The sequence below is a fragment of the Nocardiopsis sp. KDC1DS13DA1 genome (assembly GCF_055632325.1).
The window spans coordinates 30,156-45,976 of the sequence record NZ_JBVMUY010000025.1; the positions used below are offsets into that span (position 1 = coordinate 30,156).

13 protein-coding genes are annotated in these 15,821 nt (G+C 72.6%); 5 read left to right on the top strand and 8 right to left on the bottom strand.

All coding sequences use genetic code 11. The annotated features are described in order from the left end of the window. Positions 1-254: 254 nt before the first annotated feature. Entirely contained in the window at positions 255-752 is a 498-nt protein-coding gene (locus tag ACTVAJ_RS16325; RefSeq protein WP_470389020.1) for a phosphoribosyltransferase, read from the top strand. Between the two features lie 24 nt (positions 753-776). Here ACTVAJ_RS16325 and ACTVAJ_RS16330 read toward each other — a convergent pair whose 3' ends face one another. Both ACTVAJ_RS16330 and ACTVAJ_RS16335 read right to left on the bottom strand, forming a co-directional pair. Beyond that, entirely contained in the window at positions 777-2,468 is a 1,692-nt protein-coding gene (locus ACTVAJ_RS16330; protein WP_470389021.1) for a hypothetical protein, read from the bottom strand. Positions 2,469-2,677: 209 nt separating this feature from the next. Then, positions 2,678-4,036: an MFS transporter gene (locus ACTVAJ_RS16335; protein ID WP_470389022.1), complete on the bottom strand. Its 1,359-nt coding sequence runs from the start codon at positions 4,034-4,036 to the stop codon at positions 2,678-2,680. Between the two features lie 429 nt (positions 4,037-4,465). Here ACTVAJ_RS16335 and ACTVAJ_RS16340 point away from each other — a divergent pair, with 429 nt between their 5' ends. Beyond that, positions 4,466-5,287 carry a hypothetical protein gene (locus ACTVAJ_RS16340; RefSeq protein WP_470389023.1) on the top strand — a complete coding sequence of 274 codons (822 nt, stop codon included), beginning with the start codon at positions 4,466-4,468 and terminating at the stop codon, positions 5,285-5,287. Further along, positions 5,284-6,513 (top strand): glycosyltransferase family 4 protein, encoded by a 1,230-nt coding sequence (locus tag ACTVAJ_RS16345; protein WP_470389024.1) that lies wholly within the window; start codon positions 5,284-5,286, stop codon positions 6,511-6,513. Before ACTVAJ_RS16340 ends, ACTVAJ_RS16345 begins: the two co-directional genes overlap by 4 nt. Positions 6,514-6,593: 80 nt before the next feature. On the opposite strand, the gene ACTVAJ_RS16350 is transcribed toward ACTVAJ_RS16345, so the two are convergent. The 3 genes from ACTVAJ_RS16350 to ACTVAJ_RS16360 are packed head-to-tail and all read right to left on the bottom strand — an operon-like array spanning position 6,594 to position 9,805. Beyond that, complete coding sequence (locus ACTVAJ_RS16350) at positions 6,594-8,183, bottom strand: CotH kinase family protein (RefSeq protein ID WP_470389025.1); 1,590 nt, start codon at positions 8,181-8,183, stop codon at positions 6,594-6,596. A gap of 5 nt (positions 8,184-8,188) precedes the next feature. Further along, on the bottom strand, positions 8,189-8,875 hold the full coding sequence (locus ACTVAJ_RS16355; RefSeq protein ID WP_470389026.1) for a DUF4956 domain-containing protein: 687 nt from the start codon (positions 8,873-8,875) through the stop codon (positions 8,189-8,191). A 24-nt stretch (positions 8,876-8,899) separates the two neighbouring features. Beyond that, on the bottom strand, positions 8,900-9,805 hold the full coding sequence (locus ACTVAJ_RS16360) for a VTC domain-containing protein (RefSeq protein WP_470389027.1): 906 nt from the start codon (positions 9,803-9,805) through the stop codon (positions 8,900-8,902). Positions 9,806-10,095: 290 nt separating this feature from the next. On the opposite strand from ACTVAJ_RS16360, the gene ACTVAJ_RS16365 reads away from it, so the two are divergent. Beyond that, positions 10,096-10,536, top strand: a complete 441-nt coding sequence (locus tag ACTVAJ_RS16365; RefSeq protein WP_470389028.1) for a MarR family winged helix-turn-helix transcriptional regulator — start codon at positions 10,096-10,098, stop codon at positions 10,534-10,536. A 398-nt stretch (positions 10,537-10,934) separates the two neighbouring features. Continuing rightward, entirely contained in the window at positions 10,935-11,630 is a 696-nt protein-coding gene (locus tag ACTVAJ_RS16370) for an HD domain-containing protein (RefSeq protein ID WP_470389029.1), read from the top strand. Between the two features lie 86 nt (positions 11,631-11,716). On the opposite strand, the gene ACTVAJ_RS16375 is transcribed toward ACTVAJ_RS16370, so the two are convergent. The 3 genes from ACTVAJ_RS16375 to ACTVAJ_RS16385 are packed head-to-tail and all read right to left on the bottom strand — an operon-like array spanning position 11,717 to position 15,748. Next, positions 11,717-12,373, bottom strand: a complete 657-nt coding sequence (locus ACTVAJ_RS16375) for a response regulator (RefSeq protein WP_470389030.1) — start codon at positions 12,371-12,373, stop codon at positions 11,717-11,719. Then, entirely contained in the window at positions 12,370-13,716 is a 1,347-nt protein-coding gene (locus ACTVAJ_RS16380; protein WP_470389031.1) for a sensor histidine kinase, read from the bottom strand. Before ACTVAJ_RS16380 ends, ACTVAJ_RS16375 begins: the two co-directional genes overlap by 4 nt. 40 nt (positions 13,717-13,756) lie before the next feature. Next, positions 13,757-15,748 (bottom strand): serine hydrolase domain-containing protein, encoded by a 1,992-nt coding sequence (locus ACTVAJ_RS16385; protein ID WP_470389032.1) that lies wholly within the window; start codon positions 15,746-15,748, stop codon positions 13,757-13,759. Positions 15,749-15,821: the final 73 nt, after the last annotated feature.

Genomic DNA, 15,821 nt, shown 5'->3' on the forward strand with positions numbered 1-15,821 from the left:
AGACATGGTGGTCTTTGTGGCCATATGTTCGCCAGTGCACGGAAAAACTCAAGAAGATGTCAGAGAGATGACCCATTTTGTGAGCATTTCGTCCAGACATGTGACCTGGAGCACCAGGCCTGGTGGACGAGTGGCCGGGGTCACTTCCCATGAGAGGCGGTGATGCGTGCGGCGTAGGGTGGGTCGGTGCCGTGGCGGCCCCACCTGCGCGGACCCCGGCACCATCCACCCGACCGGGACGCAGGGGGAGACCCGTGAGCGACGAGCGCGAGAACCTGACCTACGAACTCTTCGGCACCGCGATGCGCGAGCTGGCGCAGACCATCGCCGACGACGGATTCGAGCCGGACATCATCCTGTCGATCGCGCGCGGGGGGCTGTTCGTCGCGGGCGGCCTGGGGTACGCGCTCGACGTCAAGAACCTCCACGTGATGAACGTCGAGTTCTACACGGGCGTGGGCACCACGCTCGACATGCCCGTCGTACTGCCGCCGGTGCCCAACGTCGTGGACCTGAGCAGCAAGAGGGTGCTGGTCGCCGACGACGTCGCCGACACCGGCAAGACGCTCAAGCTCGTGCACGACTTCTGCGCCGAGCACGTCGCCGACGTGCGCAGCGCGGTGATCTACGAGAAGCCCCAGTCCCTCGTCAAGTGCGAGTACGTGTGGCGGCACACCGACCGGTGGATCAACTTCCCCTGGTCCGTGCAGCCTCCGGTCATCACCCGCGAGGACCAGGTCCGCGACGCCTGAGCGCCCGGGGCGCACCCGTGGCCGTCAGGCCCGCGGCGCGTCGGAGTCCCGGGCGATGCTGTCGGCGACCGCGGTACGGCCACCTCGGTCCCGGGCGGCGCGCAGGCGTTCGCCCAGCCAGGGCGGCGTGTGCACCGGATCCCTGGGGAAGTACCGCGCGTCCAGCGCGTAGCTGAGGGCCGGTGGCGGAAGGGCGAAGTCCGGCTCACCGTCGCGGTCGTAGGTGATCCGCCAGCCGGAGGAGCGCTCCAGCGCGAGTTCCACCCGGAACCACGTGCCCCGCCCCGGCGCGTAGGAGGCCGACCGCAGGGCGGCCATCGCCGGGCGCACCCCGGGCGGCGGGCCGGTCCGGCGCTCCCCCTCCGGCCCGGACACCGTCAGTGTCCCGCCCGCGTAGCCGACCAGGGCCCGGTAGACGAGTGTGAGCCGCGACCACTCCCCCTCCACGGACCCGCCCAGGAGGGCGGCGACGTCGTCGATGAGCGCCGCGCGTTCGCCCGGCCCCAGCCGGAGGGGCGGGACGCTGGGCGTCCCGGGCGGCCCGGGCCACGGGGGCGCAAGGAGCGCCCGCTCGTCCAGCAGATCCGCCCAGGCGGGGCGCCATCGCGGTGAGCGGTCCGCCATCTCCGCGCGCAGACCGGCCAGGTCCGCCACCATGCCCGTGGGGTCACCCGCGCCCCAGGAGGGCCAGTGGTCGTGGGCGCGCTCCAGGCGCGCCCCGTCCCGGGTGACGGTCGCCCGGAGGAACAGCCACCGGCCGTGTTCCGGGTCGGCCTCGGCCTCCCGCAACCGCAGCATCAGCCCCGGGACGCCGGTGGGCGCGGGCGGCTCTCCGCCGCCCTCCCGCGCCAGGGTCCAGGGGCGGAGGGCGCCGAACACGAGCACACACGCGTCGTCCCCGTCCAGCACACGGCTTCGGATCCGGTCGACGAGGGCGGCGGCCGCGGCGGGATCGGGTTCGGGCCGGGGCCGTTCCGCCCCGGAACGCATGGCGTCACCGACGAGCAGCCCCCACTCGTCCGCCCCGACCGGTGAAAACCCGCCCGAGGCGGGACCGCCCCGGCCGGCGGCGAGTTCGGGGGCCCCGCCTCCGGTCAGCCCCAGGAACCGGGCGGTGTCCAGGGCGCGGTCCGGGTCGGCGCCGTCCACCGCGGCGAGCACGGCGGCCACGGTCGCCGCGTCGACGGTCCGCGCCTCAGCCCGACACACGAGGCCGCGGACCGGGTCGCGGCCCGTCCGCCCGTCGGAGAGTTCGGCCACCAGGTCGGCGATCTCGTCGACGGTGGCCTCCCGGTCGGCGAACCAGCCGACGGCGCCCGCCAGTCCGTCGTCGTCCCAGTCGTCGGGGTAGGCCACCCGTGACCACTGCCCGTCCCACCAGTAGGCGAAGTCCGCCCCGGTCGGGCACGCACGGCCCAACCAGTCCCACGGAAGCCAGTCGGGGGCGCCCTCGAACGGGTCCACGGGGCGTCGGCGCCCGCCCGCAGGAGAACTCTCGTGGTCGTCGCCGACCAGAGCGGCCCGCCCGCCCTCGACCAGGGCCAGGCGGAATCCGTCGCCCCCGCTGTCGACCACCAGGGCGCCGTCGACCGCCTCGCACTCCCTCGGCTCGTCGGTACCGCCCGCGCACACCACCGCGAGCGCCCCGACCCTGGCCCACAGGTCGGTCGGCGTCGGCAGGTCGGACGGCAGTCCGGGTCGGTGGAACCGCATCATCGGTCCTCTCCGTGCGGGAGCGCCGCGCACTCCGGTTCCACGTGAAACATCACGCGTCGGACGCCTGTTCCGGGGCTGCGGGCGGACGCGGGCGGAAGACGACATGGCGAGACCACGACATGGCGACGCAGCGACATGGCGACCAGTCGACATGACGACGGGGCGGCGGCCGTCCCGCGGCCGCCGCCCCGTCCCGGGGGCGGACCGTCTCACTCCGGCGTCTGGTCGCCCACGTGCAGGTCGACGCCCTTGGGCTCCCTGACGAGTGACACCGCGACGAGGGAGATCACCGAGGCCACCACGATGTAGGCGCCGATGGTCCACGAGGCGTGGAACCGCTCCAGCAGCAGCTCCGCGATCATCGGGGCGAACGCGCCGCCGATGATCGCGCCCACCGCGTAGCCGATCGAGACGCCCGAGTAACGGATCGCGGCGGGGAACATCTCCGCGTACAGCGCCGCCTGCGGCCCGTAGCTCAGACCCATGCCGAGAGTGAACACGAAGACCGCGGCGGCGTAGACGACGATGCTCCGCGTGTCGATGAGCAGCCACATCGGCACCGACCAGACCGCCAGCATGACGTAGCCGATCTGGAAGGTGCGCACCCGGCCGATCCGGTCGCTGAGCCACCCGCCGTACAGGGTGGACACGAGCCAGCCGAACGAGGCCAGCACGGTCGCCAGCAGCACGGGACCGCGCTCCATCCCCAGGCCGAGCTCCGACTCGGGGCGGGACGCGTAGGTGGCGATGAAGGCGATGACCAGGTACCCGGCGGCGTTGTTGGCCAGGAAGATCAGGGCGGACAGGACCACCTCGCGGGTGTTGTCCCGGAAGAGCCGACGCAGCGGGGTGGCCGCGGTGGCGCTGAGCTCCCGCATCGACCGGAAGACGGGGGACTCCTCGACGGACTTGCGGATCAGGTGGCCGACGATGATGAGCAGGAAGGACAGGAGGAAGGGGATGCGCCAGCCCCACTCCGCGAAGGCGTCGGCGCCGATGACCGCGGTGATCAGCCAGACCACGAAGGTCGCGAGGATCATCCCGCAGGGCACGCCGATCTGCGGGTAGGCGCCGAAGAGCCCCCGCCTGGTGGCCGGCGCGTGCTCGACCGACATGAGTGCGGCGCCGCCCCACTCACCGCCCGCGGAGAACCCCTGGAGGACGCGCAGGGTGATGAGCAGGACGGGGGCGACCACACCCACCTGCGCGTAGGTGGGCAGCACACCGATGAGGCAGGTGGACAGGCCCATCATCACCAGGGTGCCGACCAGGACCCGCTTCCGGCCGAGCCGGTCGCCGAGGAACCCCGCGACGACGGCGCCCAGGGGGCGGAAGAGGAACGAGATGCCGATGGTGGCGAAGGACAGGACCTGGGCGGTTCCGGGGTTGGCCTCGGACAGCGGGGCGAGGAACAGCGGGGCGAGGACGATACCGGCCGCCTGCGCGTAGATGAAGAAGTCGTACCACTCGATGGTGGTGCCGACCATCGTTCCGGCGAGGACGCGGCGTCTCTCACGCTGTTCGGTGGCGAGGCCCGTTGGTGCGACCTGGGGGTCGGAAGATGCCATGGGGGAACTCCGTTTGCTCTCAACCGGCCCGCTCGGGGCCGGGTCTGGCCGTCGGACCCGTGTCCGGCGTGCACCGGACGAGTCCCAGGACACCATCCCATGTGACGCAATCCACTTTTTGACCGGGGTGGGCTTTTTCGCAGCTCGAAGCACATGAACTGACCGAACGGTCGGTGAGCACTCGGGGCCTCCGTGCCACCGCTCCGGAGAATGCCCTGCTCAGGGCAGTGGCCCCGAAGAAGGTCGGCTCCGGACGGAACCGATGGCTGGGTTAACAGCAATAGAACGCTTAGGTAAACAAAACATCCCATTTGCCACTATTGCCATGCATCACTCCATCCCCGCTCTCCGGGAGTGAGCCACAGCGGTGTGGGACGCCCGCAGGGTGCCGTCACCCTGCGGGCCCGCCGAGATTCTTGGGGAGGACCATTGCACGCGGAACTCAGTCGGATCGACGCCGCGGACGTGCTGGAGCTGCGGCTCCCGGCCGAGGAGGAGGACACCGGGGGCGGTCTGGCCCTGCTGCGGAGCGAGACGGACGACGAGGCGGTCCCGGTCCCGGAGGTCGAGCGGGAGGGCAGGTTCCTCCGCGCCCGACTGGCCGGCCTCCCGTTGGAGGACGGGACCTGGGACGTGGTGTCGATCGACCGTTCGGGGCGCCCGGTCCCGGTCCTGACCCGCGACTCCGGGCTCAGCCTCAACGACAGGTTCGACTACGTCCGCCGACAGCGCACACGCGACATGCGCACGATCCGCGACCCCGCCGGACGGTTGCGGCTCGTGACGGCCAGCGTCACCCCGTACGCGGAGGTGGAGTGGGTGGAGGTCGGCGCCGACACAGTCACCGTCTCGGGCTTTCTCGCCTACACCTCCGGCGGGGGCGGCGCCGCGACGGGCGAGGTCGTCGCCCGTCAGCGCGGCCTCGCCGGTGTCGTGACCGCTTCCGCCGCGCTCGACGGCGACGCGTTCCGCTGCGCGATCCCGCTGGAGCCGGTCGCGAACGCGCACGAGCCCGAGCGCAGGCACAACGAGTGGGACCTGTGGTTCAGGGGACCCGACGGCGGGGAGGAACTGCGCCTCGCCTCACACGCCGACGACGTCGTCGGCAAGAAGGGCAAGGTCGTCTTCGCCGGGGTGGACATGGACGGGTACGGCGGTAACGGGAGCACCGCCGTACGGATCCGGCCCTACTACACCGTCAGGGACGAGTTCTCCCTCCTGGCGACCGAGCGGAAGGGTGCCTCCGCGTGAGAATCGCCTTCCTCATCGCCAACGGCTACGCGATGGGCGGAACGGTACGCACCGTCTACAACCTCGCCGAGGGGCTGTCCGCCCACCACGAGGTGGAGATCGTCAGCCTGGTGCGGCACACCGACGCCCCGTTCTTCACCCTCCCCGAGGGGGTGGAGCTGCGCGGCCTGTCCACCACCGGGGACGCCGCCGAGAAAACCCCGTTCGGGCTGCCCGGCCTGGCCGAGCTCCGCTACCGCGGGAACTCCATCCCCCAGCTCGTCACCGGGACGGAGGCCGGGCGGGCGAGCGTCTTCACCGCCCGGTCGCTGTCCGCGCTCCGCCGCTACCTGCGGGAGACCCGGGCCGACGTCGTCATCGGCACCCGCCCCGGCCTCAACCTCCTCCTCTCCCGGTGGGCGCCGGACCGTGTCCTCGCCATCGGCCAGGAGCACGTCAACCTGGCGGACCACGCCGACGAGCTGCGCGAGGCCATCGCGCACGTCTATCCCCGGCTCGACGGGATGACCGTCCTGACGGAGGCGGACCGGTCGGCCTACCGCGACCTGCTCGGCGCCGCACCGGAGTGGCTGGCCGCGGTGCCCAACCCCCTGCCCACCCGCGACTACCCCCGGTCGACGCAGGACAACCCGATCATCGTGGGGGCGGGACGCATGGCGCCCGTCAAGCAGTACCCCAAGCTCATGGAGGCGTTCGCGGTCGTCGCGCGCAAGCACCCCGAGTGGCGGCTGCGCATCTACGGCGGCGGGAAGCTGGACAAGCAGCTGCGCAGGAAGATCGTCGAGCTGGGACTGAGCAACCAGGTCACGCTGATGGGCCGGACCAGGGACCTCACCGGGGAGCTGGCGAAGGCCTCGCTACTGGCGGTCAGCTCCCGCGTGGAGGGGTTCGGGATGACGATCATCGAGGGATTCTCGGTGGGCGTCCCCGCGGTCAGTTTCGACTGCCCGCACGGACCGGGGGAGATCATCGAGGACGGACGCAACGGCCTGCTCGTCCCCGACCAGGACGTGGACGCGCTCGCCGCCGGTCTGCTGCGCCTGGTCGAGAACCGGGACGAGCGGATGCGTATGGGGGAGGAGGCGCTCCGGTCGGCCGCCTCCTATGCCATGGAGCCCGTCATCGACCGCTGGAACGCCTTCCTGGCCGAGCGGCTCGCCGCCAAGGAGTCCGGGCTGCGGTCACGGCGCGTCCGCCCGGCACGGCCACGTGAGGTCGTCGCCTGAACCGGCTGCGCGCCGGCCGCCTCCGCCCGACACGGAGGCGGCCGGCACGCGGCGGCGTTCCGGGTACGGCGGCCGGGACCTCAGTCCCCGGCGGCCGTACCCGGATCCGGTGCGGCCCCGGTCGCGGAGTCCTGCGGGGTCTGCGCGACCGCGGCGACCGACTCCGCCAGCCGTTCGCCCTCCTCGGCCGCGCCCTCGTCCCCCGCGGCCTCGGCCCCGGCCACGATGTCCTCCAGCAGCGCGTCGGCGGTACCGCTCGCGATCAGGCCCTCGTACAGCTCCGTGTAGGCCTGCTGGTAGAGCGCCTCGAAGTCGGCGTCGGCCAGGAACCGCTCCTTGAGTTCGCCGCTGCCGCGACCGCCCATACCGCCGGGCGGCTCCATCCCCTCGGGCATCTCCGTGCCTTCGGGCGGCTCCATCCCCTCGGGCATCTGCCCGCCCCCGGGCATCTCCGTCCCCTCGGGCGGGGACATCCCCTGGGGCACCTGCCCGCCCCCGGGCGTCCGCTCTCCTGCGGCCCCACCCGTACCGTCCTCCGCGGCCCGCCCCGCGCCGGGCCCCATGCCCATCCCCGAGAAGGCCAGGTTCAGGTCCCAGGACAGCACGGTGAACCGTTCCTCCTCGGTGTCGTACCAGAGGTAGTAGTTGTTGCCCGGGCCGTCCATGGCGTCTCCGTTGGAGATGAGGTCCTGGAGGGCCAGGTAGCGGGCGAAGGCCGCGGTGTCCAGGCGGGTGTCGAGTTCCCGGGCGAACTCCTCGTCGTCCGCCTCGGCGACGAACTCCAACAGGTCCATGACCGGCTGGAGGTCGTACCCTCCCTCGTCGTTGATCTGCTTGAAGGCGTCCTCGTAGTCGGTGGGGTCATCGCCCAGGTACTCCAGGGACCCCTCGGCCCTGCCCTTGTAGAGGACACCCTCGCCGAGGGAGTCCGCCCACACGGCGTCGGGCGCGTCCAGGAGGATGCGGACCGCCGACTCCCCGCCGTTGACCGTGACGGAGGTGAACGAGTAGTCCTGCGTGGTCTGCCCGTCAGCGGCCGTCAGCTCCAGGGCCAGGGCCTCGTTGAGCGCGGTGTCCGACGTCGAGGTCGCCGGGCGCAGCGCGATCTCGGTGTGCCCCTGGTAGGCGCGGCCCTCGGCGAACTCGTCGAAGCTGATCAGCCAGGGGAGTGTCTCGGGCCGGTCGTCGGACAGGCTGATCATGTTCGTCCCACCGCCCCGACCGGTGTCCGCGCCCTCCCCCGCCCCCTCACCGTCGCCGCCGTCCCGGCGCAGGCTCATCAGGGTCGAGTTGCCCTTGAGCCGGAGCCCGACGTCGGTGACCGCGGTCCCGTCGATGACGACGTCCGCCCGGACGTACTCCTTCTCGCCCTCCTCGCGGAAGGTCTCCAGCATCTCCTCGTACTCGGTCTCGTCGAAGGTCACCTCGATGCTGTGCCCCCCGCCGCCGAACAGGTCCGCGGTGCCCTCGATGTCGCTGGTCACGGTGTCCGCCGAGGCCAGCTCGGACGTGACGTAGGGACGGACCCTCGCCCCGCCGAAGGCCAGGACGAGGACGGCCAGGGCCACGAGCACGGCCGCCGCGGACCTCCCGTGCTGGCGGACGCGTACGGGGATCCGGTGCCGGAACCGGCTCTGCCTCCTGCGGAGGGCTCTCACGTCGTCGGCCATCGCGATCACAGGTCCGTCTGGTCGTATCCGGTCAGGACGGTGGCCTTCTGGCCGGAGTTGAACGCGCGCAGCCGCTCGATCACGTCACCCGCACGGACACCCTTCTTCAGGCGCGCCGTGTAGGCCAGCTCGATCAGGGCGCCGCCGCGCACGGTCTCCGTACTGATCAGCTCGTACTCGTCGGTGCACCGGACGAGGACGTCGTCGACCGCGGGCTCGTAGTCGGTGCCGTCCGCGGGGACCTGCACCTTGACCACCTGGCGCTGGACGTTCAGTGCGAACCAGTTGAAGCGGTGCATGAGCACGATGACCGCGCAGATGACCAGGGTGGCGATGACCGCCAGCGTGTAGAAGCGGGTTCCGCAGGCCATCCCCACGCCCATGACCAGGAAGATGAACCCGACGTCGCGGGTCTCCTTGATCGCGTTGCGGAAGCGGACCACGGACAACGCCCCGACCAGGGCGAACGCCCGGGCGATGTTGGAGCCGACCACCAGCATGATCAGGGCGACGAGCATGCCCAGGATCACCAGGGTGTGGACGTAGCTCTGGCTGTAGGAGATGTTGCGGTGCGTGGAGCGGTAGGTCCAGGCCACCACGAGGCTGGTCACGAAGGCCAGCGAGAGTGCGAGGACCACGTCCGTGACGCTGAAGGTGCCGGACAGGTCGGTGATGCCGAAGTCGAGGTTCATGGTGTGCTCTCGGGGTCGGTGCGGTCAGGAGTGGAGGGTGTGGAGGGCGTGCCCGGTGTCGTCGACGGACCCGTGCCGCGCGGAGGCGGGGCCGTGTCCGTCCCCGTCCCCCTCCGGGACGTGGAAGACCGAGCGCGGAGCCATGCCGAAGGCCTCCACGCTCTGGCAGTACTTGGAGATCCGTTCGACCTGGAGGTCGAGCCGCGCGGCCATGTCCGTCACCCAGTAGGGCGCGCGTTCGTTGGCCTTGACCTCCATGACCACGAGGTGGGGGGCGACGATGTAGCGGCTCTCCGCCTCCGCCCGCAGGTCGAAGTCGCGGTCGCGGCCGCGGACCCGGTGGTCGAGGGTCACGCGCAGGCCGAGGTCGGCGCCGTCGCCGACGTAGGGCTCGCGGCGGTACCCGGTCATGGCGGTGGGGCGCAGGTCGAGTCGGTGGACCAGGTCGAGGACCTCGTCGACGAAGGTCTGGTCGGCCCCGGCGTGCTCGATCCGGACGCGCCGGTCGCACAGGTCCCTGGCCAGGTCGTAGGGGAGGAGCACGCGGCGCTTCTGCGTGACGCGGTTGACCCGCTGCTTGATCTCCACCGACACGGGCGTGTCCTCCGGGGCCGCCCCGACCTCGCCGTAGCGGCGGACGCGCAGCTTGCGGCGGAAGCGCAGCCCCTCGATCTTCTCGTGGTAGAAGCGCAGCGACCGGGTGTCGTAGTAGAGGCTCCAGACCCCGTACCCCCGGCCGCCGCCGTTCCGGTCGGGGCTCATGCGGGCGGCGAGTTCGGCGCGCACGTCGGCCACCCGGGACACGGGGACCAGGTACTTGAGTTCGTACCGGTTGAACGCGTGCAGGCCGCTCGACGTCCGCAGCCGGTGACCGGTGTCGGCGGCGCCTGCGGCGGGTCCGGCGCTCCTCGGGGCTCGTGGTGGTCGCACGTCGGGTGCCCTCCTCTCGTGATGACGTCGAGAGGGACACAAGTCGACATGTGTGTGACCGGGGGGAGAACTTCCTGGGAGTTTCCTGGGAGCACGGGGGAGATCCCCAGGTGGGAGGCGGGTCCCGGCCCAAGGTTGGAGTCGGGTGAGAACAGGCCCCGGGCTCTCGGCCGGTGTCGACATGGTGATTCGTCGGGGAGTCGACGCATCGACCCGTCGACACGGCCGCGGCGGGCCCCGGAACGGATCACGGTGGGGCCGGGGTGCCCGCCGTGGGGGAGACTGGAACGGTGAGCACCGACAACACCCGCCCCGAACCGCCGGTGACGAGCCCCTCCATCATCGTGCTGACCCTGGCGCGCCGCGTCGAGGCCGAACTCAACACCGCCCTCGCGCCGCTGGACCTGACCGTCGCGCGGCTCGCGCTGCTCGGCCACGTCGCCAGCCTGCCGGGGGCGTCGTTCAGTGAACTCGCCCGGATGGGCGGGGTCACGGTGCAGAGCGTGCACACCGGGATCAGGGCGCTCCAGTCCGCCGGGCTGGTGCGCGACCTCACCGCCCGCGCCGGGTCCGCGTCGGAGATCGAGTTGACCACGGAGGGGGCCGCGCTGCTCGGCCGGGCGCACGAGGTGATCGTCGGCGTGGACGAGCGGATGTTCGGGCCGGAGGCGGATCCGGTTCCCCAGGAGATCGCGCGCACCGTCCGGAGGGCGTTCGCCGCGGGCGACTGACGCCGTTCCCCGCGGGCGCGGAGCGGGCCCGGGCCCTTCCCCACCCCACCTTCAACATGACTGAAGCTCGGGGTAGGCTTCAGGCAACCTGAAGGTTGGAAGGAGTACCTGTGGACAACGTCCTGCTGTCGGCCCACGTCCTGGCGGGCATCGTGTTCGTCGGGGGAGTCGCCGTCGCCGCGGGCCTGTTTCCGAGGTACGCGCCGGTGGCCGGACCGGCGACCCCGCCAGCGGCGGGCCCCGGCGGAACTGGGCGACACGGGGGCGCTGGACAGGCTCTCGATGATCACCGGCTTCTTCGACCTCGTGTGGGCGGCCGTCGTCGTGCTCATGATCGTCCGGCCCGGCGACCACGCCTGACCACCACCCCGTCCGCGAACCCACGGAGGCCGACCCCGATGACCACGACCGACCCCATGCCCGAGTACGACGGCCTGGGCCTTCCCGACACCGACCTGGCGCTGGGCGCGACACGCTTCGCCCGCGACTCCGAGCACCCGGCGGTCTTCAACCACAGCGTGCGCACCTACCTCCACGGGCGCTTCCTCGGTGAGCACCGGGGGCTGCGCCCCGGGCACGACTACGACGACGAACTCCTCTACCTCGGCTGCGTGCTGCACGACGTCGGCCTCAGCGACGAGGGGAACCGGGACCAGACCTTCGACGTCGACGGCGCCGACCTGGCCGCCGAGTTCCTCTCCGCCCGGGGGCTCGCCGACGACCGGGTGGAGGTGGTCTGGGACGCGATCGCGCTCCACCTGAGTCCCCACATCGCCACCCGCAAGCGGCCCGAGATCGCCCTGGTGACCGCCGGAGCCGGGTTCGACCTGGGCCCCCTCGGCCCGGGCGGCCCCCCGCTCCCGGACGCCGAGGTGGAGCGGATCCACGCCGTGCTGCCCCGTCTGCACGGGTCGGCGGTGCTGTACGACACGATCGTCGACCAGGCGCTCGCCAAGCCGCACAAGGCACCGCCGTTCACCTTCGCGGGGGAGCTCGTCCGCCAGCGGACGGGGGAGCGGTGGCCCACCTGGCGCGAACTGATGACCGCCGAGCCCACCTGGAACGACTACGAGGGCTACCCGCCCTCCGCCTGAGCGGCGCGGTCCCGCCGGGTCAGACCGGGGCGCCCCGGCGGATCCCGGACGCCGTGTTCGGCTCCGGCCCGGGGCGCCCCGCCGGTTCAGGGGCGGGCGACCCCCGTGCGGTACGCCCACACGACCGTCTGGAGCCGGTCGCGGGTGCCGATCTTGGCCATGGCCCGCCCCAGGTGCGACTTCACCGTGCTCGTCTCGATGAACAGCTCCCGGGCGATCTCGGCGTTGGACATCCCCCTGGCCAGCGCACGCACGATGTCGGCCTCGCGGGCGGTGAGCAGATCCAGCGCGTCGGCGTCGGCCCCGCTCGGTGGCCTGCGCCGGGCGAACTCGGTCATCACCCTCCGGGTCACCGCCTGGTCCACCAGCCCCTGCCCACGGGAGAGGCGGCGCACCGCGTCGACCAGGTCGTCGGGGTCGGTGTCCTTGAGCACGAAACCGCTCGCACCCGCCTCCAGCGCGCCGAACACGTACTCGTCCAGGTCGAACGTGGTGACGACGAGGACCTCCGGCGCCCGGCTCCCGAGCCGTTCGAGGATCTCCCGGGTCGCGGACAGGCCGTCCCCGCCGGGCATGCGCACGTCCATGCAGACGACGTCGGGCATGAGGCGTGCGGCCGCCTCCACCGCCGTGGGCCCGTCCCCGCACTCGCCGACCACCTCGATGCCGTCGGCCAGGTCGAGGATCACCCGGAAGCCCGTCCGGACGATGGACTGGTCGTCCACCAGCAGCACCCTGATCACCGTTCGCTCCTCCGCTCCACCGGCATCTCCCAGCGCACCCGCCAACCACCGGACCCGACCGGCCCGACCTCCAGTGCCGCGCCCACGACCTGGGCGCGCTCCCGCATACCGAGCACGCCCAGCCCGCGGTGCTCCCGGTCCGTCGCCCGTGCGCCGCCCGGGTCGTTCTCGATGTCCAGGACCACGCGCTCGGGCTCGTGGCGGACCAGGAGCCGGACCCGTGCTCCGGCCGCGTGGTCGCGGGCGTTGGACAGCGACTCCTGGACCACCCGGTAGGCGGTGACGTCGGCGATCGGCGGCAGGTCGTGGGCCTCCCCCTCACGGACGAGGTCGACGACGGCGCCCAGGTCGCGTTCGGCCGCCACGAGCCGGTCCAGTGCGGCCAGCCCCGGAACCGGAGCCCCCCGGGCGCCCGGTTCGCCCCGGTGGTGCAGGCCCCCGGTCTCCTCGTCGGGGTCGCGTAGCGCCCCCACGACCAGGCGCAGGCTCTCCAGGGTCTCCCTGCCCTGGGAGCGCACCCACGCCATCGCCCGCCGGGCGGCCTCGTCGTCGCGGCCGACCAGCCGTTCGGCGGCCCCCGCCTGCACGACCATGCCGGACAGGTGGTGGGCGGCGATGTCGTGCAGCTCGCGGGCCATCCCGGCGCGCTCGGCCCGGACCGCCGCCTCCACGCGCTCCCGTTGGGCGCGGGCCTCCTCGGCGGCGCGGATCCGCAACAGGTCGACATAGCGACGCCGCGTCCCCACGTAGGCGCCGACGAGCGCCGGCACCACGAACACCGGGATCCCCGTGACCAGCAACCCCACCGACGCGGTCAGGGGGATCTCCGCGGTCCACGGAAGGTGGACCCGGGGCGCCAGCCTCTCCATGACCAGGCTTCCGACGACCCAGTGCAGCAGGGTCGCGGCAGTGACGACCGCCACGAGCCGCCCGGGTCTGAGCCGGGTCCCGCAGGTGTAGGCGGCGACGAACAGCGCCGGCCCCTGGAGACCGACCTCGACCGGAAGCAGCGCCACCGTCAGGACCTGGAACGCCGTCACGCCCAGGAGGCAGGCGACGGGGTACCGGCGGCGCACGCACACCGCCAGGGACTGGGCGCCGAACACCACCGAGAGGGAGACCCAGGTGGCCGCCGGCACCGCGACGCCGTCCAGGTGTTCCAGCGACGCCAGCATGAGCCCCGCCAGTCCGACCGAGACCACGGCCAGCACCACCGCCAGAGCGACGTCGCGGCTCCTCTCCCCGCGCAGCCCCAGGCGGTTGAGCGCCCCCTCGACCAGGGCGGCCGCGGCGGCGGACGCGGAGACCGGCACCGCCCGCACCGGTTCGTCGTCGTTCGTCACCGGTCCTCCCGTCCGTTGTGTCCTGAGCATGATGCCGGGATCAGTACGACACGTCGACCGCGACCAGACCGTACGAGAACGCGAACCACTGCACGCAGAGCAGCGCCGCCAGGACCAGCGCGGCTCCCACCAGGCGCCGCCACCCGGCGCGGCGGCGGACCCCGTCCACCAGCGCCCAGGCCGCGGGGAGGACGGCGAGGCCCCCCAGCAACTGCAGCGCCTGGAGTCCGCGCAGGACGGCCTCAGGCATGTCCCGCAGTCCCAGGAGCATGACGACCACCGCGGTCCATCCGGCCAGAGCCGTCAGCGCGGCGGCAGCGCCGGCGCGCGTGAGCACCCGGGCCGTGCGTCCGGTCCCGTCCCGGCGGGGGCGGGACGTCCGGCGGCGCAGCAGCGCTCCGACCGGCCAGGAGAGCACCGTGACCAACAGGACCGCGACGGACGACAGCAGGAGCGGCAGCACCAGCGAGGCGCTCTGGGAGGGCTCGGCGCGCAGGAGGGTGAACGCCGGGCCGAACGCGATCGCCTCCATCCGGCCGTCGGACTCGCGCATGGTGAGCGTTCCCCGCCCGCCGACCTCGCGCCACACCCACGGCTCGACCTCCTCGTAGACCGCGGGGTTCCCGGTCTCCGGCCCCGGGCTCACCAGGATCGTGCCGTCCCCCCGGTCCTGGACCCGGGTCTGGACGAGGAGGTCGAACACCGACAGGAAGGTGCTGTGCATCGTTCTGGACTGCGTGTAGACGCCCTCGGCCATCGCCGCGTGCTCCGCGGCCGTGTCCGTTCCCGCCGGGGTCTGCGACCCGCCCGGCAGGTAGCGGTCGGCGAACCCGTCCACGACCGCCTCCCGCAGGCGGATGCTGTCGGCGCCCTCGTAACCCCCGCCGTTGAGCGCCACGAAGATCCCGGTGCCGTGGTCGGGCTGGATCCGCACGTGGGCGTGGAAGTAGGCGGTGTCGCCGCCGTGCCCGAGGGCGCGGCGGCCGTCGCGGCCCTCCTCGAAGAACCCCAGGGTCATGCGCGGGCCCTCGGCGAGTGTGCCCAGCGTGTCGGCGTCCAGCGCGGGGGAGTGCATGAGGTCGAGGGTCCCGGGGGTGAGCGGGGCCGTGTCCGGGTCGGCCTCGCCCAGGTGGGCGAGCATGAAGCGGGCCATGTCCGGGGCGGACGTGGTCAGCGCTCCCGCGGGCGAGTCGTCGACGAGTTCGAAGCGCCCGGCCGGCCCGGTGTCGTCCGTGTACCCGTTCGCCAGGCGTCCGCGCAGGTCCTCGGGGAGCGGCTGGGAGAAGGTGGAGGAGTCCATGCCGAGGGGCTCCAGCACCTCCCGCTCCACGTACTCCTCGAAGGGGACCCCGGTGACGTGTTCGACGACGTAGCCCGCGAGCGCGTTGCCGTAGTTGGAGTAGGCGGGAACGGTGCCGGGCGGATAGACCTGCGCGGGCGGGTCCTCCGCCAGAAAGCGCCGGAGGTCGGGGTCGGGGCCGTCGAAGCGGATCATCCCCCTGATGCGCTCCTCGAACCCGGGGGTGTGCGAGAGCAGGTGCCGCAGGGTGACGGGGTCGTCGAACCCGGTGGGGACCGTGAAGTCGAGGTACTCGTCCAGGCCGGTGTCCAGGTCCAGGGTCCCGTCCTCGACCAGCGTCATCACGGCGGTCGCGGTGAGCAGCTTGGAGACCGAGCCGACGCGGAACAGCGTGTCCTCGGGGTCGACCGGGACGGGTTCGCCGCCGTCGGCACCGGTGTCGGCGTACCCGTAGCCGCGGGCGGTGAGGAGTTCGCCGTCGTGGACGACCGAGACGACCGCACCGGGGATGCCGGTGTCGTCGAGCGCGGCGGGGACCAGGCCGTCGAGCCAGGTGTCGACGTCCCGCGCGGTGAGGTCGGCGGTGGCGGGCACGGGGGTCGCGGGAGCGGGGAGGCCGTCGGCCGCGGGGGCGGAGCAGCCGGCGGCCATGACGGCGAGGACGCCGGTCGAGGCCGCCAGTGCGGCGGCGGGACGTCGGCGGCGGCGCGGGGGCGGGGCTGTGGGGATCACGGTCCCTCTCCTTCCGGTGGGGTGACCCCAGCGTCGCGAACCGGACCGGCCGGGCACATCGGGCGCGGATCGG